The following is a 22592-nucleotide window of genomic DNA, read 5'->3' as shown; positions in this document are numbered from 1 at the left end:
TCGATATGGCTTTCTCAATAGAAACAAGAAAGAAAGATATAGAAGCACTAAAAAATGAAACAGTGGATGTACTGATCATTGGTGGTGGCATTACTGGTGCGGGGGCCGCGTTACAGGCCAGCGCATCAGGTTTAAAGACATGTCTCGTTGAAATGCAAGACTTTTCAGAAGGGACTTCTTCTCGTTCAACAAAACTTGTACATGGCGGCCTACGTTATTTAAAAAACTTTGACGTTGAAGTCGTTGCAGATACGGTACAAGAGCGTGCCGTTGTTCAAGGTATTGCACCACATATTCCAAAGCCAGATCCGATGATTTTACCAATATATGATGAAGCAAATACAACATTCTCCATGTTTTCTCTTAAAGTAGCAATGGATCTATACGATCGCCTAGCTGATGTAACGGGGACAAAGTATGCGAATTATACGTTAACTAAAGAAGAAGTATTGAAACGTCAACCACAATTGAAAAGTGAAGGCCTGTTAGGGGCTGGGGTCTACTTGGACTACCGAAACAATGATGCGCGCTTAGTGATTGAGAATATTAAACAAGCGGCTGAAGATGGCGGTCGTATGCTTAGCCGTACAAAAGTTGTTGGTATTACTCATGACGAAGAAGGTCGAGTATCTGGAGCAAAAGTTCAAGACTTATTAACTGGCGAAATGTTTACAATTAAAGCGCGTACAGTATTGAATACAACGGGGCCGTGGTCAGATACGATACGTCAAATGGACGATAAAACAGAAACAACACCGCAAATGCGTCCGACAAAAGGGGTTCATTTGGTTGTAGATAAAAAGAGACTATCTGTCGAGCAGCCAACCTATTTTGATACAGGTAAGCAGGACGGCAGAATGGTTTTTGTAATACCAAGAGAAGAAAAAACGTACTTTGGTACAACTGATACAGACTATAAAGGTGACTTGAAAAACCCAAAGGTAGAACAAGAAGATGTTGATTACTTACTTGATATTGTAAATAATCGATACCCATCAGTTAATATTACTATCAATGATATTGAAGCAAGCTGGGCTGGTTTACGTCCTTTGATTGCAACAAACAGTGGTTCTGACTACAACGGTTTAAGTAATCAAACCATTTCGGATGAAAGTATCGATACTGTTCTTTCTACTGTTGAACAGTACCAACAAGGTAAGGTTGAACGTTATGAAGTTGCTGATGTATTAAAAAATATCGAAAAATCAAATTCAGAAACTGGAACGGATCCGTCTAGCTTATCTCGAGGAAGTTCTCTTGAAATTGATAATGACGGGCTGATTACGGTAGCTGGTGGGAAAATTACTGATTATCGTAAAATGGCTCTTGGAGCTATCAAGATGGTTATCAAGATACTGGAAAGAGATTTCAATGCATCCTATAAGTTAATTGATTCAGCATCTTATTCCGTTTCTGGTGGAGATATGGATCCGAAAAAAGTAGATGAAGAAACAGAAAAATTAGCACAAATGGGTGTGGAAAAAGGTTTAAGTCCTTCTGAAGCGACGTACTTAGCTCATTTATATGGTACAAACACGCCTAAAGTTTACGCCTTACTGGATGAAGTCGAAAAGATAGACGGATTAACTCTAGCTGATTCTATCAGTCTCCATTACGCTATGCGAGAAGAAATGACCTTGAGTCCGAGTGACTTTATGGTTCGTCGTACAAACCACATGTTGTTTATGCGTGATACATTGGATGAAATAATTGATCCAGTTATTTCAGAAATGGCTAAATATTATAAGTGGTCAGATAAAGATAAAAATCATTATAGAAGAGAATTGGAAGAAGCCATTGCTGAATCTGATTTGAAAACATTAAAGGGAGATGTGAATTAAATGACAGGATCAACGTTAACGCTTTTCAGTGAGTTCTTAGGTACTATGTTTCTTGTTTTACTCGGTAACGGTGTCGTAGCCGCTGTTAGTTTAAAGAAAAGTAAGGCAGAAGGCGCAGGCTGGGTAGCTATTACAATGGGCTGGGGCGCAGCAGTTGCACTCGCCGTATATGTCTCAGGATTTATGGGCCCTGCTCATTTGAACCCTGCTGTGACACTTGGATTTGCCATTATTGGAGATTTAGAATGGGCAATGGTTATTCCATTTATCTTGGCTCAGGTAGCCGGAGGAATTGTGGGCGCAGTATTAGTGTGGTTAACGTATCTAGCGCATTACAAGGAAACAGATGACAAAGACGCTATTCTCGGAACGTTCGCAACGGGAACAGAAATTAGAGACAATACAGCCAATATTTTATCTGAAGTAATTGGTACATTTGTATTGGTATTCGTTATCATGATGTTTGGACAAAATTCCTTTACAGATGGATTGAATCCACTAGTAGTAGGTCTGCTTGTTCTTTCAATCGGCCTTTCATTAGGTGGATCAACCGGATATGCTATTAATCCTGCCCGTGATTTAGGGCCACGTATTGCCCACCAATTTTTACCTATTAAGCATAAAGGCGATTCTCAATGGAGCTACTCTTGGATTCCTGTTATCGCTCCAATGATTGGTGCATCTATTGCAGCATTATTATATATGGTTATTCTTTAAAGAACTTAAATATTTTAATTTGAAAAGAACAAGAGGCACCTCAAGTCATCTATCGTGATGGCTGAGGTGCTTCTTTTTACATTGTGTAAGTAACGTATTAATTTAAAATAGTTTTTATTACCATGAAAATACTTATTGAAAGTGGATGAAGTTGAAATGCGTGCCCTTCAGGAAAAGAGAAGAGTAGCGAAGGGCACGTAAAGTAGAAATGCGTGCCCTACAGGAAGAGAGAGGTTCGACGAAGGGCACGCAAGGTTGAGATGCGTGCCCTTTAGGAGGGGAGAAGAGTAACGAAGGTAACGCAAGGTTGAAATGCGTGCCCTTCAGTAGGAAAGAGGTGCGACAAAGGGCACACAAAGTAGGAATGCGTGCCCTACAGGAAGAGAGAGGTTCGACGAAGGGCACGCAAGGTTGAAATGCGTGCCCTACAGGAAGAGAGAGATGAGACGAAGGTAACACAAAGTTAAAATGCGTGCCCTACAGGAAGAGAGAGGTTCGACGAAGGGCACGTAAGGTTGAAATGCGTGCCCTTCAGGAGAAGAGAGAAGCGACGAAGGGCACGTAAAGTTGAAATGCATGCCCTTCAGGAGAAAAGAGTCTTACAAAGGGCATAAAAATACATAAAGATCATTATAAAAGGAAAAACCAAGTCCTCAGACTTGGTTTACCTCTTAAGCTTGTATGAGTGAAAGGATAAACGACGGGTACTATTAGTACAGTGGTCTTTTAAAGAGCTGTATATGTGGTTCATTATTTTTCTTGAGTAGCTTATAGAATTCATATCGTACTAATCGGTATCTTCTTTAGAATTTATTAAATATGAAACACACACTATTTCATCCCAATCTCCTTTTTCATAAGCATAAACTTTATTAGAATAGAGCAGAATGCTCCTTTTTAGACAAGAGCAATTTTAGCATATTACTGAATCGGCAAACACTTCACGAATTCCTCTGACGGTTGAATAATAAAAGCATATAAAGGTGAAAATAAAAATATGCCTTAAACCGGATACTATATTCTAAAATTAAAAATAGATGAGAAAATAAATCGATTTTTAATAGTAAACACCAATAAACATTATTATAAAATAGGAATAGAAAGAATTTCAAGTAAAAAATATAGCTTGTAAAGCGATTTAATTTCGTTTTTTATAAAAAACCCTTGCTATATAATGAGAATTAAATTATAATTCTATTACATTAGATTAAAAAATACTAATTTTAATCACGTGAACATATCTAGGGGGAGAAAAAATGAAAAAGCTAAATAAGAAATATCTTTGGCTTAGTGGTTTAGCGTCAGTACTACTATTAGGGGCCTGTAGTTCAGAATCGACCGATGAAGTTGAAGAACCTGTTGAAGCTGAAGGAAGCGAAACAGACGAACAGGTATTGAATGTCCAACTGGATGTGGAAGTAGCTTCAATGGATCCGCAGATTGCAACAGATGGTACGTCGTTTGAGGTTATAGCCAATATTATCGAAGGGTTATATCAAACAGATTCTGATGGGAAAGCTATACCAGCACTCGTTGAATCTGCTGAAAAAGGTGAAGATGGATTAAGTTATACATTTAAATTAAGAGAAGATGCAACGTGGTCAAATGGAGATCCTGTTACAGCTAATGACTTTGTTTATGCTTGGCGTCGACTAGCTGATCCTGATACAGGAAGTGAATATAGCTATATCATGGGGATAGCAGGACTTGTTAATGCGAATGAAGTGCTTGATGGGGAGAAAGCACCGGAAGAGCTCGGCGTACAAGCGACGGATGATTACACATTGGAAGTTCAATTGGCTAATCCGGTTCCTTATTTTGAAAGTCTCATGTCTTTCATTCCGTTTTTCCCAATGAATGAAGATTTCATGGATGAGGTAGGCGATTCATATGGAACATCACCAGACACCTTGCTTTCAAACGGTGCATTTACTGTATCAAGTTATGAGCCGGCAGCGACTTCTATTGAATTGGACAAAAATGAAGACTATTTCGATGCAGATAATGTTGTCTTAGACGGTGTTGATTACCAAGTAATTAAAGACTCGCAACAAGCGATGCTTTCTTATCAAAATGGAGAAGTTGATGTCGTAACGCTTGCAGGGGAGCAAGTGGATCTATTTAAAGATGATCCTGAGTTTGTCAATGTTCAAGCCGGATATCTTTGGTACATTTCACCTAATACCTTGGTTGAAGGACTTGAAAATGAGAACTTAAGAAAAGCGTTGGCAACGTCCTTTGATAAACAACAAATCACTGATACGATTTTGAAAGATGGATCGGTGCCCGCTGACTATATCATACCTGATGGCTTAGCTGTTGGTCCTGATGGCAAGGATTTCCGAGAAACGTCAGACACTTATCTGGAGTTTGACCCAGAAGCTGCTAAGGAATCTTTGGAAGCAGCAAAAGCTGAACTAGGGAAAGATACATTCACATTCGGGCTTGTGGTTGAAGATACTGAGAGTGCAATAAACGTTTCTCAAGTGTTGAAATCTCAAATTGAAAGCAACTTAGATGGTGTGACCATTGAAATAGAACAAATGCCTAAGAAAACAAGACTTGAACTTATGAAGCAAGGGGACTACGATTTAGGGTTAACACGTTGGGGACCAGACTATGCCGATCCGATGACTTATGCGGATCTGTGGGTGACAGATGGTAACAACAACGATGGATCATGGTCAAATGCAGAGTATGACGAACTTATCGCTTCTTCTATCAATGGCGAATTATCACTAGATAATGAGGCGCGTTGGGAAGCTTTGAAAGAAACAGAATCTATTTTAATGAATGAAGCAGGTGTTCTTCCGGTATACCAAAAAGGAAATGCAGTAATGATGCAAGACAATGTATCAGGTTTTGATTTCCATGCAGTGGGATTACCGCGTGTATATAAATTTGCTGTAAAAGAGTAAGCATAGTTTAGGAGAAGGCGTATGTGGAAAAAGTAAAGCTATTGGATTGTTTAGCTTTTACTTCTTGTCAGATACGCCTTTTTACTTTAATAAAATGAATTGAAAGGAACGTCGACATGAAGAAATATATTTTAAAACGTATAGGAATGTCTGTAGCTACGTTGTTAGTTATCGTCCTCGTACTTTTTATTTTGATGCAGTTGCTACCAGGTTCTCCTTTTAATGATGAACGACTGAGCATCGAGCAACAGCAAGTATTAATGAGTAAATATGGACTAGATGATTCAGTCCCTGTTCAGTTTTTTCGATATGTAAAAAATATGCTAACAGGTGATTTTGGAAAGTCTTATACGATTTCTAAGAATACAGATGTCTCCTTGCTCTTACAGAATCGCTTACCGACTTCTTTGCTTTTAGGAGGGCTTTCGATTTTACTAGGCTCTGTAGCCGGACTCTTATTAGGGGTAGCTGCAGCTTTGAAGCATAATAGTCTACTTGATTCCATGGCGACCTTTTTTTCAGTCATTGGTGTGTCTATTCCTTCTTATGTTTTTGCGCTTGGATTATCTTACTTATTTGGATTCCAACTGAGCTGGTTACCCATGCTTTATAATGCTGATGACGGGCTAAGAGCCTTTGCTTTGCCAGCAGTAGCGTTAAGTATGACTGTTATGGCAACGGTCGCGAGGTTTACACGTACAGAAATGATTGAGGTTTTAAATTCTGACTACATGCAATTGGTTGAAAGTAAAGGCGTATCGGGCATACAATTAATTTTTAAACATGCTCTGCGAAATGCTTCAATATCAATCATTACAATATTAGGTCCATTGGTTGTTAGTTTGATGACCGGGAGTTTGGTCGTTGAAAAAATATTTTCTATTCCAGGAATAGGGCAATTAATGGTTCAAGCCATTCAGTCCAATGATTATAATGTTATTTTGGCGCTAGCTTTTGTCTACAGTGCCTTGTACATTTTTGTCATGCTGGCCGTGGATATTTTATACGGTGTATTAGATCCGCGTATTCGTTTAGCAAAGGAGGGGGCAAATGGATAAGCCACTCAACCAAATTATTCAAAATAAAGTAGCTGATTTTACCTTTGTTGGTCAAAAGAATATCAAGGTAGTCGATGAAGTATATGAAGAGGATTCATATTGGAAACAGCTATTTAAACGTATAGCTAAGAATAAAGGCTCGGTATTCGGGTTTATAATGATTACACTGATTGCTTTTATGGCTCTACTTGGCCCAGTGATTTCAGGATATGATTTTGATGAACAAATAGCTGGTCACGAAAGCATGGCACCGCGCATTCCTGTGCTTGAAAATTTAGGAGTGTTTGATGGTTCCGAAACACTTAAGACATCAACAGGAGAATTGGTAGTCAATAAATATGAAACAATTGAAGGTGGGGAAGAGGTTTACCACTGGTTTGGAACAGATGTACTAGGGAGAGACCTCTTTACACGGACATGGATCGGGACACGTATTTCACTTTACATTGCTTTAGTAGCCGTAATCGTGGATGTGTTTATTGGTATGTCATATGGGATGATTTCAGGATATTACGGTGGAAAAGTTGATAACATCATGCAGCGAAGTGTTGAAGTTTTGAATGGCATTCCTAATTTGGTGGTTGTTACCTTACTGATTATTGTTTTGAAACCAGGACTTATGAGTATTACGCTGGCCATTGCCATAACGGGTTGGATTGGTATGAGCCGTGTTTCACGAGCCTCCATGTTGAAGTTGAAGGAAAGTGAATATGTGCTCGCCGCCAGAACCATGGGGGCAAAGGATATAAGCATTATGTACAAAGATATTCTTCCAAATATATTTTCGCAACTGTTAATTATGTCAATGTTCTCTATTCCAAGTGCAATCTTTACAGAGGCCTTTCTAGCTTTTGTTGGTATCGGAATTCCAGTACCAATGGCTTCTTTAGGCTCGCTGATTTCTGAAAACTTTAAGTCCTTGACGACGCATTTTTATATGATTGTTCCACCAGTATTGGTATTAGCTTTGTTAATGTTGAGCTTTAACTTGCTGGCTGATGGGCTTAGAGATGCCCTGGATCCAACAATGAAAGAGGTGTAATGAAAGATGAAAGAAAAAGTACTGGAAGTACGTGATCTAGCGATTACCTTCAACACCTCAGCGGGGAAAGTTAAAGCTGTTCGTGGTGTTGATTTGGATCTATACAAAGGAGAAACGGTTGCTATTGTAGGTGAATCGGGTAGTGGCAAGTCAGTAACGACTAAAGCTATTATGGGAATTCTTAGTAATAATGGGACAATTGATAGCGGTGAGATTCATTATACATTTGAAAAAGAGGGAGAAGAGGTAACAGAAAACCTTCTTAACTTCTCAAAAAAGCAGATGCGAAAAACAATTAATGGTAAGCATATTGCCATGATTTTTCAGGATCCTATGACGTCTTTGGATCCAACGATGAGTATTGGAAATCAGATTATCGAGGGCATGCGAACACACTATAAAACCAAGAAAAAGATTGCACAAGCCAAGGCTATTAAGCTTTTGGAACTTGTTGGTATTACAGATCCAAAAAGCCGAATGAAAAACTATCCGCACCAGTTATCTGGAGGCATGCGTCAAAGAATCGTTATAGCGATTGCCCTTGCATGTGATCCGGATGTCCTGATTTGTGACGAGCCGACAACGGCTTTAGATGTAACTATACAAGCTAAAATACTGGAACTAATTCAAGATATACAGAAGAAAATAGGAATATCTGTTATTTATATTACCCATGATTTGGGGGTAGTAGCTAAAGTGGCTGAGTATGTTAATGTCATGTATGCGGGTAAAATTGTAGAAAAAGGAACCGTGGACGATATTTTTTATGAGCCAAAACACCCCTATACTTGGGGGCTGCTGCTTGCTATGCCTGATTTGGAAACAAATACAGAGAAACTTGTCTCCATTCCTGGGAATCCACCCAATATGAGTCATGATATTGTTGGAGATCCCTTTTATCCAAGAAATAAGTACGCATTGCATATCGATAAAGAAATTGAACCACCGCTTATAGCAGTGTCGGAAACCCACTCAGCCGCTACCTGGCTCTTGAGTGAACATGGACCGGAGTACTCGCTACCTACTGAGTTACAAGCACGTATTACCCGTATGAAAGAGGAGGCGAAACATTATGCAGCAGGCTAATGAACCCCTTTTAGAAGTGAAGGATTTAAAACAGCATTTCAAAGTAAGCCGCAAATTTACAGTAAAAGCTGTAGATGGTGTTTCCTTTAAAATTTACCCAGGAGAGACGTACGGTTTAGTTGGTGAATCGGGCAGTGGGAAATCAACAATTGGACGCTCGGTCATTCGCTTGCACGAGCTTACGGATGGAGAAGTACTATTTAAAGGTAAAGACATATCAAAAAAAATGAATAAGGATACGGAAAGAGTATTGCGAACAAATATGCAAATGATTTTTCAAGATCCAATGGCTAGTTTGAACCCACGTAAAAATGTGCTGGATAGCGTTGCACAAGGACTGGATATTCATGGTCTGTATAAAAATCAGGCTGAAAGAAATGAACGGGTACTGGAAATTTTAGAACGTGTAGGCTTATCAAAAGAATTTGCTGGTCGCTATCCCAGTCAGTTTTCTGGAGGTCAGCGTCAGCGTATTGGTATTGCTCGTGCCTTGATTATGAATCCGGATCTCATTATTGCTGATGAAGCAATTAGTGCGCTAGATGTATCCATTCAAGCGCAAATTGTTAATTTAATGAAAGAAATCCAGGAAGAAACAAATGTTGCCTATCTCTTCATAGCACACGACCTGTCAATGGTACGGTATATATCAGACCGTATTGGCGTTTTACATCTTGGGCATATGATTGAAACAGGAACGACAGAAGAAATCTTCTCGAAGCCTTTACATCCATATACCAAGTCTTTACTCTCGGCTATTCCGCACCCGAATCCAATCATCGAGCAGAAGCGAACAGCTTTGAGCTATGACTATGCAACGAGTGGTTTGGATTATTCAGAAGGGTCCTTACACAATGTTGGAGGGACACATGAAGTTTTGGGTACAGATGAAGAAGTGAACAATTGGTTAAACAAGTATTCAATGAAGGAAGTCATTGGAGTGAGGTAATGAAATAAAAAATTTAGAGCTGTATAAATAGCTGCTGTTTCCTTTGTTAAAGTGAAAAAAGGGGATGGGGATAGGTAAAAGAAGCACCTCAGATCATCTGAATGGATGTCTGAGGTGCTTCTTTTTAACAAGATATTGTCAAAAAATTATTGATTCAACGTAACATCTCTTAACATCAAGATGCCAGTTGGGTGTTGCCATAAACCTTCAACATCTTCGCTTACACCAAGCAGGAACTCAGAGTGGTGAACGTAAGACATTGGCGCTTCGTCAACAAGTATTTCTTGTGCTTGACTATATAATTCTAGACGCTCGTCATCGTCTGAACTACGACGTGCATCTTCTAGTAAACCATCAAGCTCATCCGTTGAGAAGAATGTACGGTTACCAGCTGTACCATAGTTATCAGACAGACTTTGGGAATTGTAGGGGAATCAGGAAGTGGGAAAAGTGTTTCTGCCCGTTCGATTATGCAGCTTTTAGGAAAAAATGCCATTGTAGGTGAAAAGAGTAGCATACGATTTAATGGTGAAGAAATCACAGAAAAAACAGAAAAAGAAATGAGAAAGATTAGAGGAAAAGACATTGGTATGATTTTCCAGGATCCGATGACATCCTTGAATCCGACAATGAAAATCGGTGAACAAATTTCAGAATCGATTCAAATTCATGAAGAAGTATCCAAAAAAGAAGCGGCGAAACGTACAAAAGAAATCATGGATTTAGTTGGGATACCGGATGTTAACGAGCGATTCGCACAATACCCCCATGAGTTGTCAGGTGGAATGCGACAGAGAATCGTTATTGCGATTGCTTTAGCGTGTCATCCTAAACTACTAATTGCGGATGAGCCGACTACAGCATTGGATGTAACGATTCAGGCACAAATTTTAGAGTTACTGAAAGATATTCAGGAAAAAACTGGGACATCTATTTTACTGATTACACATGATTTTGGTGTTGTTGCTAATATGTGTGAAAATATTGTTGTTATGAATCAAGGTAAAGTTGTTGAAACGGGTAGTACGAAAGAAATTTTCACTAATCCTAAAGAAGACTACACTAAAAGGTTGCTTGCTGCTATACCAAATCTTCATGAACAGAAAACACGTGAAGCTAAAGAAAAATTAATAAAAATTTATTCTGGTACGCAAGAAAAAATACTGGAAGTTAATGGATTATCTAAGCATTTTCCATTGGGAAGAAACGCGACACTAAAAGCAGTAGATAATATTTCATTTGAAATTTTCCGTGGAGAAACATTGGGACTTGTTGGTGAATCTGGCTCAGGAAAATCAACAACAGGACGTGCTATATTACGTCTTCATGAACCAACGTATGGTGAAACAATTTTCAATGGACTGGATATCAATCGCTTTAAAAACAGACAGATGAAAAACATGCGTAAAAAGGTCCAGTTTGTATTTCAAGATCCCTATTCATCATTGAATCCGCGTCAGAAAGTGGAAGACATTATTGGAGAAGCATTAGATATTCATAAGCTGGCAAAAAGTAAATTGAAGCGTAAACAGCGTGTGGAGGAATTACTTGATTTAGTAGGGTTGGATCGCTCATTCAGCCAACGCTTTCCACATGAGTTTTCTGGTGGGCAACGACAACGCATTGGTATTGCCAGAGCGCTTGCTGTAGAACCTGATTTTATCGTTCTAGATGAACCATTATCTGCATTAGATGCGTCAGTTCAAGCCCAGATTGTTGACTTACTTGAAGATTTACAGAAAAAACTAAACTTAACTTATTTATTTATTGCGCACGACTTAGCAACGGTTAAGAAAATTTCCGATCGTGTAGCTGTTATGTACAAAGGGAATATAGTAGAGTTAACTGATTCAGAGGAACTATTTGAAAATCCTATTCATAACTATACCAAAAAGCTTTTATCAGCGATTCCTGTACCTGATCCACATTATGAAGCTACTGGTGGACAGGTCTCACCTGATGAAGAATTAGAAATCACTATCGAAGGACAAGAACTCACAGAAGTGAAACCAAATCACTGGGTCCTTCAATAAATAAACTCATATATGAAGAAAACACAAAGTCTTTTCGTCCATTTTGACGTAAAAGGCTTTGCGTTTTTCGTATAGAAGTTTATTCTTTTATATATTACGGATAAGTATAAAAAGAGTAATACGTGCCCTTCGCGATGAGGAGATTGAGTTGAAGGTCGCGCAAGTAGAGTATTTGTGCCCTTCGCTGTAAGCAGATTGAGGTGAAGGTCACGCAAGTAGAGTATTTGCGCCCTTCGCTGTAAGGAGATTGAGTTGGAGGTCACACAAGTAGAGTATACGTGCCCTTCGCGATGCGGAGATTGAGCCGAAGGTCACGCAAAACTATATAAAAAACAAAAGATTATAAAATGAAAGATGCTGAGACGAAAAAGTCTCAGCATCTTCTTTATGAGAGTAATAATAACTATTCCGACAGATTACTTTCACAGTTTAATTCGAGTAATTCTATTAAAAATGGAATAGAAAGGTTTCTCATTTTTAGATGTATTATGCGGCGTGCATCTAGTATTCAACACAATTTACTATGCCTTTTATGTTATGCAGACTATGAAAGAGAGGGAGAGTAACCCTGTCCAATTCATTCTTAATCTGTTGAAAGTGATATAGACTCTGGATCAATACCTAGGGCTTCAGCCATATCTTCATTAACAAAAAGTTCCAGTTCTTCGGATGTTTCTACAGCTAGTGTTTCAGGAGATGCACCATTTTCTAGAATTTCCAAAGCCATTTTTGCTGTTTGACGACCTAATGATTCGTAGTCGATACCGTAAGTAGCAAGACCTCCTGCTTCAGTGTGCTCGATTGACCCTGCCACAATCGGCACCTGGTATTCAATAGCAATTTCTCCTACAGTATCCGCTGTACTCGAAAGTGTGTTATCTGTTGGAATGTATAAAGCATCGATATCTGAAATCAAACTGGTAGCGACTTGCTGAACGTCATTCGTTGAGGTCACAGTTGCAGTTTTGGCTTCTACACCAGTAGCTTCTAATTCTTCAATGGCTAAATTAGCTTGTATTTCTGAATTAGGCTCACTTGAGTTGTAAATAATTCCGACAGTTCCAGCATCCGGAACAATCGATAAGAGTAATTGAATCTGTTCTTCAATCGGAACCATGTCACTAGTACCAGTTAAATTCGTTCCCGGTGTATCATTGCTTTCAACTAAACCAGCATCAACAGGATCTGTAACGGCCGTAAATAAAATGGGCTTATCTGGTTCTGTTGTAGCTAATGCTTGTGCCGCGGGTGTTGCGATAGAAAGCATGAGATCATTATTTTCTGACAACTGTTCACTCATAGCTTGAAGATTTGATTGATCGCCCTGTGAATTCATAACGTCGAAATTAATTGATGTATCATCTGCGTAATCAGAATTCTCTATTTCAGAGATAAAGCCGTCTTTTGCAGAGTTCAAAGCATTATGTTCTATAAATTGCAAAATACCAATATTTACATCCTCTTGCTCTCCCGCTTCGCTTTCACCACTATTTTCAGAACCACAGGCTGCTAAAGTCAAACCTACTAGTCCAGTTATTGCTATACTCATTGCTTTCTTTGTCATTGATATTGTCATCTTGTTTTCCTCCTATAATTTCCTTGGTTTTATCGTCCAGCTATTTAACCCTAATCATTCATAGAAAAAGTGATTCACTATCAGCTAATACATGTATTTAGCAAAAGAAGGAAACTTGTGCACTAAGCTCCTCGAGTACTATTCAATCACGTATTAAAATTGATCGCTTTAAAATATTTCTAAGTAAAATAGATTAACGAGATCAAATAGCTTTTTTATAAATAAAAACACCCATCTAGATATAGATAATCTAAATGGGTGTACCCAAAGTTCGCACGTATGTTAGCCACTTAGATTATTTCATCTATGGGCTAAATTTGATCAACTCAAAATTCCTTAGCCATCACAGATACAAAGTCAGTTTTTATGCTGAAGTTTGTATCCACGATGTCAATCATGTGTCTACAAACAGTATCGATAATAGCTAAAGTAGAAGCGATTTAATTGTTTAGTATGAATTGTAGTCATTAACATTTTCGTCACTCCTGTAAAAGTTGATACTCCTAGAATACGAGATAAAGGAGAGAGAGTCAAGAGTAAAATTGAAAATATTAAAATTATACATTGATTACTACGTAAAACATCCAAACCACGTGTTCTTAATAAAAAAATACAGAGCACATAAAATTTATGCAAAAGGAAAAGGGACTTACAAAACAAAAAAACCAAGTCATATGACTTGGTTTTCCTTTTAAGAAAGTAAGAGAGCGTCTTCTGACACTTCGCTACCACTATTCTTTTTAAATAATGTAAGTAAATCGGGAACAGTTAGACTTTCTTTTTCTTCTCCGGATACATCAACAACGATACGTCCGTTATTCATCATGATCAAGCGATTTCCATAGTGTATGGCTTGTTCCATATTGTGTGTAATCATTAAAGTCGTAAGGTTCTTCTCATTAATTATTTGAGCAGTCAAGTCTAGCACCATCTGGCTTGTTTTGGGGTCGAGGGCAGCGGTATGCTCATCTAAAAGGAGCAACTTTGGCGTAACCAAAGAAGCCATGAGTAATGTCAACGCTTGGCGCTGTCCACCAGAAAGTAAACCAACATCCATTTTCAAACGATTTTCCAAACCTAGTCCGAGTTTTTTTAATTCTGATTGATACATATCTTTCTGCTGTTTACGAATACCTCGTCCAAGACCACGCTTTTTACCGCGCTTCCAAGCAATCGCTAGATTTTCTTCGATGCTTAATCGAGAGGCTGACCCCATTTTAGAATCTTGAAAGACTCGACTAATATCAGCCGCACGTTTATAGGCAGAATCCTTTGTAATATCCACACCATCAAGTAAAATCTCACCCTTATCAACAGGGAAACTGCCTGCAATACTATTTAAGAAAGTGGACTTTCCGGCACCATTACCTCCGATAACCGTAATAAAATCACCTTTATTTACTTTAAAGTCAATGCCTTTTAGAACGTGATTCTCATTCACTGAGCCAGCTTCAAATGTTTTATGAATATTCTTAAGTTCTAATGTTTTAGCCATTATAAAAGGCCTCCTTTCTTGGATTTCTTCATTTTACCTTTAGTTTTTTTGGGTTTAGATAAACGATCTTGAACAGCAGGTAGACGTAAAGCCAATGCCAGTAGAATCGCAGAAAATAGTTTCAAGTCCTGTGGATTCACATTCATTTCCAAAACGACTAAGATAAGTAATCTATATATAACTGAACCTAAAACAACGGTCAGTAAACGTTTTGCGATTGATAGGTTTCGGAAGAATACTTCACCTATAATAATCGAAGCTAAACCGATAACGATTGTACCAATACCCATACTGATATCTGCATACCCATTGTTTTGGGCCAATAGCGCACCAGATGTAGCAATCAAACCATTACTTAACATATAACCAATGACTTTCATAGCGTTGGTGCGAATACCATTAGCTTCACTCATTTCATTGTTATCACCTGTTGAGCGAATAGCGAGACCTACTTCAGTATGAAAAAACATGTGTAAGAGTAAAATAACTAAACCAACAGCAAGGGAGCCGACAAGCAGAACAGCATTCGTTTTGTTTAAACCAAAACCTTCGACTGTTCGAATGAGGGTGCCTTCGCCAAGAAGTGAAATGTTCGCTTGACCCATAATGCGCAAGTTAATAGAATATAGACCTGTCATTGTAATGATACCTGAGAGTAAAGCAGGGATTTTCCATTTTGTATATAAAAATCCGGAAACAAGTCCTGCAGCCATTCCGCCAGCTAAAGCGATTAGTACGGATAACCAAGGTGCTACGCCGTTGACGATTAAACTCGTACTAATTGCAGCACCGAGCGGGAAACTACCCTCTGCTGTTAAATCAGCGACATTCAAAATTCTAAATGTTAAGTAAACCCCGATTGCCATAATTGCCCAGAGTAAACCTTGTGAAATACTTGATAATAATAAAGCCATGTAAAAATTCCTCCTACTCTTTTGAAAGCGAAATGCTATCTGGATCAATACCCAGAGCATCAGCCATATCTTCATTGATAAATAGTTCTAAATCATTAGATTGTTCAACAGCCAAGTTATCAGGGGAGGCTTCGTTCTCTAATATGTCCAAAGCCATTTGGGCTGTTTGTCGTCCCAAAGCTTCATAATTAATACCGTAAGTGGCTAAACCTCCTGCTTCAACCTGATCAGTTGCACCGGCAACGACTGGTAGTTGATACTCCATTGCGATTTCACCAACGGTATCTGCTGTACTTGCTAGCGTGTTATCTGTTGGAATGTACAAAGCATCAACATCTGATGCGAGGCTTGTCAAAACTTGCTGGACATCATTGGTCGTTGTCACAGTGGACACCTGGGCAGTGACATCAAGAGCTTTCAGTTCCTCGATTGCCATATCTGCCTGGATTTCTGAATTAGGTTCACTTGAATTGTAAATAATGCCCACTGTTTCAGCATCCGGTACGATGGACAAAAGTAACTGTATTTGTTCTTCAATAGGAACCATATCGCTTGTTCCAGTCAAATTAGCACCTGGTGACTCGTTACTTTCGACTAGACCAGCGTCAACAGCATCAGTGACAGCTGTAAAAAGAATGGGTTTTTCCTGTTCCACTGTAGCCAATGATTGGGCAGCGGGTGTTGCGATAGAAAGCATCAAGTCATTGTTTTCAGATAGTTGCTCACTCATACTTTGAAGATTAGACTGGTCACCTTGGGCGTTCATGACGTCAAAATTGACTGAATCCCCCTCTACATATCCGGCATCTTCTAATTCGGCAATGAACCCGTCCTTGGCAGCGTTTAAAGAGTTATGTTCCATGAATTGTAGAATGCCAATATTAACGACTTCCTCACCATCAGCTGCATTATCTGCAGAATCATCAGAGCCACAGGCAGCTAAAGTTAATCCTAACAGCCCCGTTGCTGCCATACCTATTACTCTCTTTGTTATTGATTTTGTCATCCTTTTCTCCTCCTATGATCTATCTTCTTTTTCTTGTCTAGCTATTTAATCCCGACCGCTCGTGAGAAAAATGAATGAACCCTATGCACAGTAGACAAACTGACGCATGCACTCAACTAGATTGCTAAAGCAATCAGTTTCGGTGTACTTCCTTATTTTTAAAGGAGATCATTCGGGCTTAAACAGTCTTTATCAAAATAAAAACACCCACTTAGATATAAATAATCTAAATGGGTGCACCAAAAGTTCACGCGTATGTTAACCACTTAGATAATTTCATCTATGTGGCTAAATTTGATTAACTCAAATTCTTTTAGCCATCATAGATACAAAACCAGTTTTTATGCTGATGTTTGCATCCACGATGTCAATCATGTCTACAAACAGTATCTAAAGTAGCTAAAATAGAAGTGATTCAATTGTTTATTCTGAAGCTTTGTCATTAACATAATAGTCACTCCTGTAAAAGTTGATAGTCTTACATTACGAGATTGTAAAGAGTAAGTCAAGAGAAATATAAAAAAAATCGTTTTATACGTATGAAAATTATCGAACGAATTGAATTAAATCTAAATAACAAGTAAACTATAGAAAACTAGAGGGGGAATGACTATGTGGCTGTTATTTGGTGGTATCGCTATCATAGCAACGATCACTAATTCATATCTCTACAAGACAGGAAAAGATTACACGTGGGCCATGGATTTAGGGTTATCATTCACTGCACTGACACTGGTGGCGGAGTATAGCATGGTGTCTGATTGGGTCAAAGGAGAAGATTGGGCGGCCCTGCTTGATGTCGTCCCTACAATGACGATGACACTGTGGATTTTAGTTATGGGATCGATCATATTAAACATAGCGCCAGTCTTTTTAGAACGACGAGTCAAAAGTTAAGTCAAAAAATAAAATTAAAAAAAGTCAGCTAACGTATGGTTCATATGGCGTTAGCTGACTTTACTTATAACTGGAAGGCAAAGTTATATAGAAATTTTTGTGCGATACGATAAAATTGTTCTTCTTCTAATGTTTCAACAAACTGAACATTTCTATTCGCACGTTCAGAATAGTCCAAAGAATAAACTTGATTCGTATTTACTTTGCTCTCGTATTTAGCAGATAAACTTTCTACAGTGATTGGGACCAAAAAAGGTTTTTTCTTGTTCGTTGAAGTAATCGGACAGACAATAATCATGTTTGTGGATACATTATATTCATCTCGGCTCAATATAAGTGCTGGTCGCCGTTTTTTTATCTCGTATCCTTTAGATGGTTCAAAGTCGATTATGACAATGTCACGTTGTTTTGGCTCATATTTCATCTAGTTCTTCTCCGCTGGGGACATAACCGGCATCTAATTCAGGTAAATAGTACTCACCTGGTGTAGTATTTTTAAAATGATCATTTTCTTTTGGGATAAGTGTGATTGCACCATTTTCTTTTCTTATAAAGAAAAATTCTGTGCCTGCTTCGACTTCTAAAGAACTAGGGATAGTAATCATAATTGAATTACCTTGTTTTCTTGCCTTAACTGTTGCCATAGTTTAGCCTCCTTTTCTTAATTTATTATATCAGTAATTACTACCCTTTACAAATTGATTGTAGAAAAATAAACCGAACTGAGAGAATAATCAAAGATATAAGACTAATAGATTATGATGATATGCATTAAAAAGTCAGCATAATATATTTAAGTCTAATAAAATGACTGAAAAAGGGCGCTTAGAATATTGGCACTCTTATTTAGTGATGCGTTTTATAGTGTAAACCAATTGAGCAAAACGGTGAAAACAATTCACTATATATTTATCTATTCAGCATTCCAATTTTCAAAATTGGTAGAAGAGTTGATCATGCCACTGATACTCCATTTCCAATTATGTTTATTTTTAAAGAAACGTTGTTGAATTTTTAATACCAGATACCAAAAGATGTATATCACTGCAATAGACAGAAGTATGCTGTAAATATTGGCATAGTAACTGTTCTCAAATGATATACCAATAAAATCCTTCAGTACAGGAGTAATAGCTAGCACTTGTAGACTCGTCAAGGAATATAATATAAGTGAATCCGCTAGCCAGTCAGTGAATGAGTAGTTCTTTTTTTCATTCAATAAACCGTAAAAAAATAAGCTGATAACCGTTGAACTTGCAAAAACAATACAAATGAAAAGATAGTTTACTTCTAGAAGGGTTAATAAAAAAAGCAATACAGAAGAAGGGAAATCCATTGTCCAACGATATCTTCTTCTTTTGTCTTTTGGCAATAATTCATTAAAATTCAACAAATAAAACACCTCTTTTCTTAATTCTATTTTAATAAAAAGGGAATGTAAAGAAGAGAGTATAGTTTTAAAAAATAAAGCTAAATTGGTTCGTAAGGAGAGTAAATACTTTAATGCTAATTTCAATATAAAGATCATGATCAACAAAAAGTATATAACACTGAGGCACAATCTTCCTTTTTGAAAGTTGGTTTTGTAAGCGTTAAAATAATTAGTGAAGATACAAATATCTAAGTGTAGAAAGTGAGTGGTAAGCATGTATAAAATAAAATTGCGCAGAGCCTATGATGAAAAAGGAACGGATGATGGCTATCGCGTATTAGTAGACCGGATGTGGCCACGAGGAATAAAAAAAGAGGATTTAAGCTATAGCTGGTGGCCGAAAGAAATTGCCCCATCCAAAGAATTAATAGAATGGTTTGGTCATGATCCAGATAAGTTTGATTCTTTCAAAAAGGATTACAAAAAAGAGCTGGAAAAGAACGAATTAAAAGACGAATTTATTGATAAAGTTGAAAAGCAATTACAAAAGCACAATGTGACCTTTGTTTTTGGAGCTAAAGATACTGAGCACAATCAGGCAGTCGTTTTAAAAGAGTGGATGAAAGAAAAACTGGGATAGTCGCAACACTATTTTTTTTATTACACTATTTAATTCTTTTAAGATAAATAAAGACACGTGAATATTTCTTTGCTTATTGAAATCTAAATACAGAGAGAACACCATTCTTTTGGCTAAGTTAACCGGTCTAAAATGAAAAGAGAAGGGTGTTCTCTTTTGGTGTTTAAATGATTATAAAAGTAAAAAAAGAGATATAGTGTATACGGATTATGAAAAATAGCTTACAAAAGTAAAGTAACATTTGTTATACTTTACTTATTGGCTGTACTAAAGTAAAATCGGTATGGTTTTTTGAGTTGAATATAGCTCTTAGCTCCAATAAAAAAGAGTAATTATAATTAAAGAGACTTTGAAAGTTATTTTGATGCTGGATTTTATAATGAAAAGACTCAAAAGTTATATGAAACTCAAATTTGCGTAGCCAAGTTGAAAAGAGGAGATAAAGTCATAGATAACGGTTCAGGTATAAGATACGTGCTTTCATAATAAAAAAATATAAGATTTTAGAACAACCTAATTAATTGCACACAGGAAGGGAAATTAAAAATGAAAAAAATACTTTTATTTGTAATAATGCTTTCAGCTTCGCTAGGACTTATTGCGTGCGCGCAAGATGGAGAAGATGGGGCTACAGAAGAGAAAAATGAAAACATTAGAGTGGGATATATCACAATGGATTTAGGGAATCCCTATTTTGTGAAATTAATAGATGGAATGGAAGAAAAAGCTGAAGAGTTAAATATAGATCTCAGCATTCATGACGGAGAAAATGAAGTAGAGCCACAAATCCGAGCGATGGAAGATCTAATAACCCAACAAGTGGATGCTATTGTGCTTAGTACTAATGATTCGGAAGCATTAAACCCTATGGTCAAAAAGGCCAAAGATGCAGGGATAAAAGTTATCGCAGCTAATGCTCCTGTAGAAGAGCCAGATGCATTTATTGGATCTATAGAATATGACAATGGCTTTCAAGCGGGTGAAATAGCCGGTAATTATATAGCCGAACAGCTAAATGGAGAAGCTAAAGTAGCGATCCTCCAACTGTCAACCATACCAGCCGCCCTTGAGCGAACAGAGGGGCAAAAAGAAGGTTTACTATCACTGGCTCCCAATGCGGAAATTATTGCAGAGACCGATGCCAGTACAAGAGAAGGTGGCTTAACTGCTATAGAAACACTCTTGCAGTCTCATCCAGATTTGAATGTCGTACTTGGGATAAACGATGATGCCGTTCTTGGTGCTTATCAAGCAATGAAAGCTGCAGGAAAAGAAGGAGAAGATGTCGCGTTAGTCGGTTTTGATGCGATAGAAGAAGCTTTGTTGAAGGTGAAAGAGGGCGGAATATATAGAGGGACAATTGATATAGCGCCTTTTGAAAGTGGGAAGGTTATTATAGAAACAGCTCAACGAGTATTAGAAGAAGGACCCATTGAAGAACTGATTGAATTCCCGGTTACAAAAGTAACAGAGGAAAATGTAAATGACTTTTTAGAAGAATAACAACAAATTAACCTCCAGTTTAAATGGAGGTTAATTTATAGCTTGGAGGATTAAATGAACGAGTATATTTTGACACTAGAAAATATTACAAAGGAATATCCCGGCGTAACTGCTCTAAACAATATAAATATCTCATTTGAAAAAGGAAAAACACATGGCCTAGTAGGAGAAAACGGAGCGGGAAAGTCAACACTCATCAAATTACTCACGGGGGCTATAGATAATACTACTGGAACTATTTTCTATAAAGGAGAAGAGCTTAAACAAAACAGCCCTATAAAAAGTTTAGATAGGAAAATCATCCCGGTATATCAGGAATTAAACATGATCCCTACACTTTCAATATGCGATAATATCTTTTACGGTCACGAGATGACTAAAGGAGTTGCTTTAGATAAGAAACATATGAGAGAAAAAACCTCCGAATTACTTAAACAAGTCGGCCTAAAAATAACACCTGAAACGAAAGTGAAAGAACTGGGTATCGGCAATCAACAACTGATAGAAATAGCAAAAGCGCTCATAAAAGACGTTGAAGTGTTGATATTGGATGAACCCACAACCTCTCTTACTGATGTAGAAAAAGAGAACCTCTTTAGTATTATAAAGGATTTTAAAAAAAGAGGGATTAGCATTATCTATATTTCACATAGACTGGATGAGGTTCTCCAACTTTCAGACACCATCACAGTTTTAAGAAATGGTGAAGTTATCGATACCAAACCAGCCTATGAACGTAACGAGGAAGAATTAATCAAGAGTATGGTTGGAAGAAATCTATCAAGAAGTGCACGAAGTGAAGAAAATATAATAAAAAAAGAAAAAGTACTTGAATTAAAGAATGTCAGTACGCATAAGATAAAAGAGGTGTCTTTTCACTTATTAGAGGGTGAAATACTTGGTGTTGCAGGTCTCATGGGCTCTGGAAGGACAGAACTTGCCGAAGCAATATTTGGAATAGATCAGAAGATATCTGGGGAAGTTTTTATCAACCAGGCATTAAAGAACATTCATAGCCCTAAAGATGCTGTAGATGAAAACATAGCCTTTATAACAGAAGATAGAAAAAGTCTAGGCCTCATGCTTGATTTATCAGTGCTTGAAAATGTCACGTACGCTTCTTTAGAAGGTGTGACTAAAAAAGGTATTATAAATAAAGATGAAGAAAGACAAGTAGTAAAAGAGATATTGGAAAAATTAAATGTTAAATATGCGTCATTAGATGAAAAAGTTGTAAACTTAAGCGGAGGTAATCAGCAAAAAATTGTTATAGCGAAGTGGTTGCTTACAAATGCATCCATACTTATATTTGACGAACCTACTCGTGGGATAGATATCGGTTCTAAGGAAGAAATATATGGCATATTAAGAGATTTAGCTAAAGAAGGCAAAGCAATTATCTTAATATCTTCAGAAAATGAAGAAATAATGAATATAACAGACAGAGTCTTGATAATGAGTAACGGTAGAATAGCCTCAGAATATAAGTCTGAAGAACTTACCGCAGATACACTTTTTAAAGATTCAGCACGCTTATTATAGGAG

General features: G+C 37.5%; 19 protein-coding genes. 12 read left to right on the top strand and 7 right to left on the bottom strand.

From position 1 onward, the window contains the following. The first annotated feature begins 5 nt into the window (after positions 1–5). The 8 genes from glpO to BMX83_RS11100 all read left to right on the top strand — a co-directional run bounded on the left by glpO (position 6) and on the right by BMX83_RS11100 (position 11644). Positions 6–1841, top strand: coding sequence for a type 1 glycerol-3-phosphate oxidase (gene glpO / locus BMX83_RS02620; RefSeq protein ID WP_091632940.1), 1836 nt, complete (start codon positions 6–8; stop codon positions 1839–1841). Further along, positions 1842–2558, top strand: a complete 717-nt coding sequence (locus tag BMX83_RS02615; protein WP_091632937.1) for an MIP/aquaporin family protein — start codon at positions 1842–1844, stop codon at positions 2556–2558. It begins immediately after the preceding gene. Between the two features lie 1256 nt (positions 2559–3814). Next, positions 3815–5476, top strand: a complete 1662-nt coding sequence (locus BMX83_RS02610; RefSeq protein WP_091632935.1) for an ABC transporter substrate-binding protein — start codon at positions 3815–3817, stop codon at positions 5474–5476. Between the two features lie 116 nt (positions 5477–5592). Next, positions 5593–6534 carry an ABC transporter permease gene (locus BMX83_RS02605; RefSeq protein WP_091632932.1) on the top strand — a complete coding sequence of 314 codons (942 nt, stop codon included), beginning with the start codon at positions 5593–5595 and terminating at the stop codon, positions 6532–6534. Next, positions 6527–7576 carry an ABC transporter permease gene (locus BMX83_RS10875; RefSeq protein ID WP_177170470.1) on the top strand — a complete coding sequence of 350 codons (1050 nt, stop codon included), beginning with the start codon at positions 6527–6529 and terminating at the stop codon, positions 7574–7576. The genes BMX83_RS02605 and BMX83_RS10875 overlap by 8 nt, the downstream gene beginning before the upstream one ends. Before the next feature lie 6 nt (positions 7577–7582). Beyond that, positions 7583–8662, top strand: coding sequence for an ABC transporter ATP-binding protein (locus BMX83_RS10870; RefSeq protein ID WP_177170469.1), 1080 nt, complete (start codon positions 7583–7585; stop codon positions 8660–8662). Next, on the top strand, positions 8649–9611 hold the full coding sequence (locus tag BMX83_RS02595) for an ABC transporter ATP-binding protein (protein ID WP_091632929.1): 963 nt from the start codon (positions 8649–8651) through the stop codon (positions 9609–9611). Before BMX83_RS10870 ends, BMX83_RS02595 begins: the two co-directional genes overlap by 14 nt. A gap of 398 nt (positions 9612–10009) precedes the next feature. After that, positions 10010–11644, top strand: coding sequence for an ABC transporter ATP-binding protein (locus tag BMX83_RS11100; RefSeq protein ID WP_342707556.1), 1635 nt, complete (start codon positions 10010–10012; stop codon positions 11642–11644). A 583-nt stretch (positions 11645–12227) separates the two neighbouring features. Here BMX83_RS11100 and BMX83_RS02585 read toward each other — a convergent pair. The 4 genes from BMX83_RS02585 to BMX83_RS02570 form a co-directional block, all read right to left on the bottom strand. Continuing rightward, positions 12228–13220 (bottom strand): ABC transporter substrate-binding protein, encoded by a 993-nt coding sequence (locus BMX83_RS02585; protein ID WP_091632926.1) that lies wholly within the window; start codon positions 13218–13220, stop codon positions 12228–12230. Between the two features lie 691 nt (positions 13221–13911). Further along, complete coding sequence (locus tag BMX83_RS02580) at positions 13912–14715, bottom strand: ABC transporter ATP-binding protein (RefSeq protein WP_091632924.1); 804 nt, start codon at positions 14713–14715, stop codon at positions 13912–13914. Further along, complete coding sequence (locus tag BMX83_RS02575) at positions 14715–15629, bottom strand: ABC transporter permease (protein WP_091632922.1); 915 nt, start codon at positions 15627–15629, stop codon at positions 14715–14717. Before BMX83_RS02575 ends, BMX83_RS02580 begins: the two co-directional genes overlap by 1 nt. Before the next feature lie 13 nt (positions 15630–15642). Next, entirely contained in the window at positions 15643–16635 is a 993-nt protein-coding gene (locus BMX83_RS02570; RefSeq protein WP_091632920.1) for an ABC transporter substrate-binding protein, read from the bottom strand. 612 nt (positions 16636–17247) lie between these two features. Here BMX83_RS02570 and BMX83_RS02565 point away from each other — a divergent pair. Continuing rightward, positions 17248–17532: a hypothetical protein gene (locus BMX83_RS02565; protein WP_091632917.1), complete on the top strand. Its 285-nt coding sequence runs from the start codon at positions 17248–17250 to the stop codon at positions 17530–17532. A gap of 64 nt (positions 17533–17596) precedes the next feature. Here the strand turns inward: BMX83_RS02565 and BMX83_RS02560 are convergent, their stop codons facing one another. From BMX83_RS02560 to BMX83_RS02550, 3 genes are all read right to left on the bottom strand, one after another. Further along, the gene (locus BMX83_RS02560; protein WP_091632914.1) at positions 17597–17956 is read right to left on the bottom strand and encodes a type II toxin-antitoxin system PemK/MazF family toxin; all 360 of its coding nucleotides are present in this window, start codon (positions 17954–17956) and stop codon (positions 17597–17599) included. After that, positions 17946–18176: a type II toxin-antitoxin system PemI/MazE family antitoxin gene (mazE, locus tag BMX83_RS02555; protein ID WP_091632911.1), complete on the bottom strand. Its 231-nt coding sequence runs from the start codon at positions 18174–18176 to the stop codon at positions 17946–17948. The genes BMX83_RS02560 and mazE overlap by 11 nt, the downstream gene beginning before the upstream one ends. Positions 18177–18445: 269 nt before the next feature. Beyond that, positions 18446–18925: a hypothetical protein gene (locus BMX83_RS02550; protein ID WP_091632909.1), complete on the bottom strand. Its 480-nt coding sequence runs from the start codon at positions 18923–18925 to the stop codon at positions 18446–18448. Positions 18926–19178: 253 nt separating this feature from the next. On the opposite strand from BMX83_RS02550, the gene BMX83_RS02545 reads away from it, so the two are divergent. From BMX83_RS02545 to BMX83_RS02535, 3 genes are all read left to right on the top strand, one after another. Further along, positions 19179–19544 (top strand): DUF488 domain-containing protein, encoded by a 366-nt coding sequence (locus BMX83_RS02545; RefSeq protein ID WP_091632906.1) that lies wholly within the window; start codon positions 19179–19181, stop codon positions 19542–19544. Positions 19545–20090: 546 nt separating this feature from the next. Further along, the gene (locus tag BMX83_RS02540; protein WP_091632904.1) at positions 20091–21047 is read left to right on the top strand and encodes a sugar ABC transporter substrate-binding protein; all 957 of its coding nucleotides are present in this window, start codon (positions 20091–20093) and stop codon (positions 21045–21047) included. Positions 21048–21101: 54 nt separating this feature from the next. Next, positions 21102–22589 carry a sugar ABC transporter ATP-binding protein gene (locus BMX83_RS02535; RefSeq protein ID WP_091632901.1) on the top strand — a complete coding sequence of 496 codons (1488 nt, stop codon included), beginning with the start codon at positions 21102–21104 and terminating at the stop codon, positions 22587–22589. Positions 22590–22592 lie beyond the last annotated feature (3 nt).

Source organism: Alkalibacterium gilvum (genome assembly GCF_900109085.1).
In the GTDB taxonomy this organism is placed as follows: Bacteria; Bacillota; Bacilli; order Lactobacillales; family Carnobacteriaceae_A; genus Alkalibacterium; species Alkalibacterium gilvum.
The sequence above is the reverse complement of the archived record's forward strand: the minus strand, read 5'-3'. Positions and strand labels throughout refer to the sequence as shown.

Excerpts from the sequence above, each read along its gene's own strand:
- glpO (WP_091632940.1), top strand. The coding sequence starts at position 6 with ATGGCTTTCTCAATAGAAACAAGAAAGAAAGATATAGAAGCACTAAAA.
- BMX83_RS02615 (WP_091632937.1), top strand. The coding sequence starts at position 1,842 with ATGACAGGATCAACGTTAACGCTTTTCAGTGAGTTCTTAGGTACTATG.
- BMX83_RS02610 (WP_091632935.1), top strand. The coding sequence starts at position 3,815 with ATGAAAAAGCTAAATAAGAAATATCTTTGGCTTAGTGGTTTAGCGTCA.
- BMX83_RS02605 (WP_091632932.1), top strand. The coding sequence starts at position 5,593 with ATGAAGAAATATATTTTAAAACGTATAGGAATGTCTGTAGCTACGTTG.
- BMX83_RS10875 (WP_177170470.1), top strand. The coding sequence starts at position 6,527 with ATGGATAAGCCACTCAACCAAATTATTCAAAATAAAGTAGCTGATTTT.
- BMX83_RS10870 (WP_177170469.1), top strand. The coding sequence starts at position 7,583 with ATGAAAGAAAAAGTACTGGAAGTACGTGATCTAGCGATTACCTTCAAC.
- BMX83_RS02595 (WP_091632929.1), top strand. The coding sequence starts at position 8,649 with ATGCAGCAGGCTAATGAACCCCTTTTAGAAGTGAAGGATTTAAAACAG.
- BMX83_RS02585 (WP_091632926.1), bottom strand. The coding sequence starts at position 13,220 with ATGACAATATCAATGACAAAGAAAGCAATGAGTATAGCAATAACTGGA.
- BMX83_RS02580 (WP_091632924.1), bottom strand. The coding sequence starts at position 14,715 with ATGGCTAAAACATTAGAACTTAAGAATATTCATAAAACATTTGAAGCT.
- BMX83_RS02575 (WP_091632922.1), bottom strand. The coding sequence starts at position 15,629 with ATGGCTTTATTATTATCAAGTATTTCACAAGGTTTACTCTGGGCAATT.
- BMX83_RS02570 (WP_091632920.1), bottom strand. The coding sequence starts at position 16,635 with ATGACAAAATCAATAACAAAGAGAGTAATAGGTATGGCAGCAACGGGG.
- BMX83_RS02565 (WP_091632917.1), top strand. The coding sequence starts at position 17,248 with ATGTGGCTGTTATTTGGTGGTATCGCTATCATAGCAACGATCACTAAT.
- BMX83_RS02560 (WP_091632914.1), bottom strand. The coding sequence starts at position 17,956 with ATGAAATATGAGCCAAAACAACGTGACATTGTCATAATCGACTTTGAA.
- mazE (WP_091632911.1), bottom strand. The coding sequence starts at position 18,176 with ATGGCAACAGTTAAGGCAAGAAAACAAGGTAATTCAATTATGATTACT.
- BMX83_RS02545 (WP_091632906.1), top strand. The coding sequence starts at position 19,179 with ATGTATAAAATAAAATTGCGCAGAGCCTATGATGAAAAAGGAACGGAT.
- BMX83_RS02540 (WP_091632904.1), top strand. The coding sequence starts at position 20,091 with ATGAAAAAAATACTTTTATTTGTAATAATGCTTTCAGCTTCGCTAGGA.
- BMX83_RS02535 (WP_091632901.1), top strand. The coding sequence starts at position 21,102 with ATGAACGAGTATATTTTGACACTAGAAAATATTACAAAGGAATATCCC.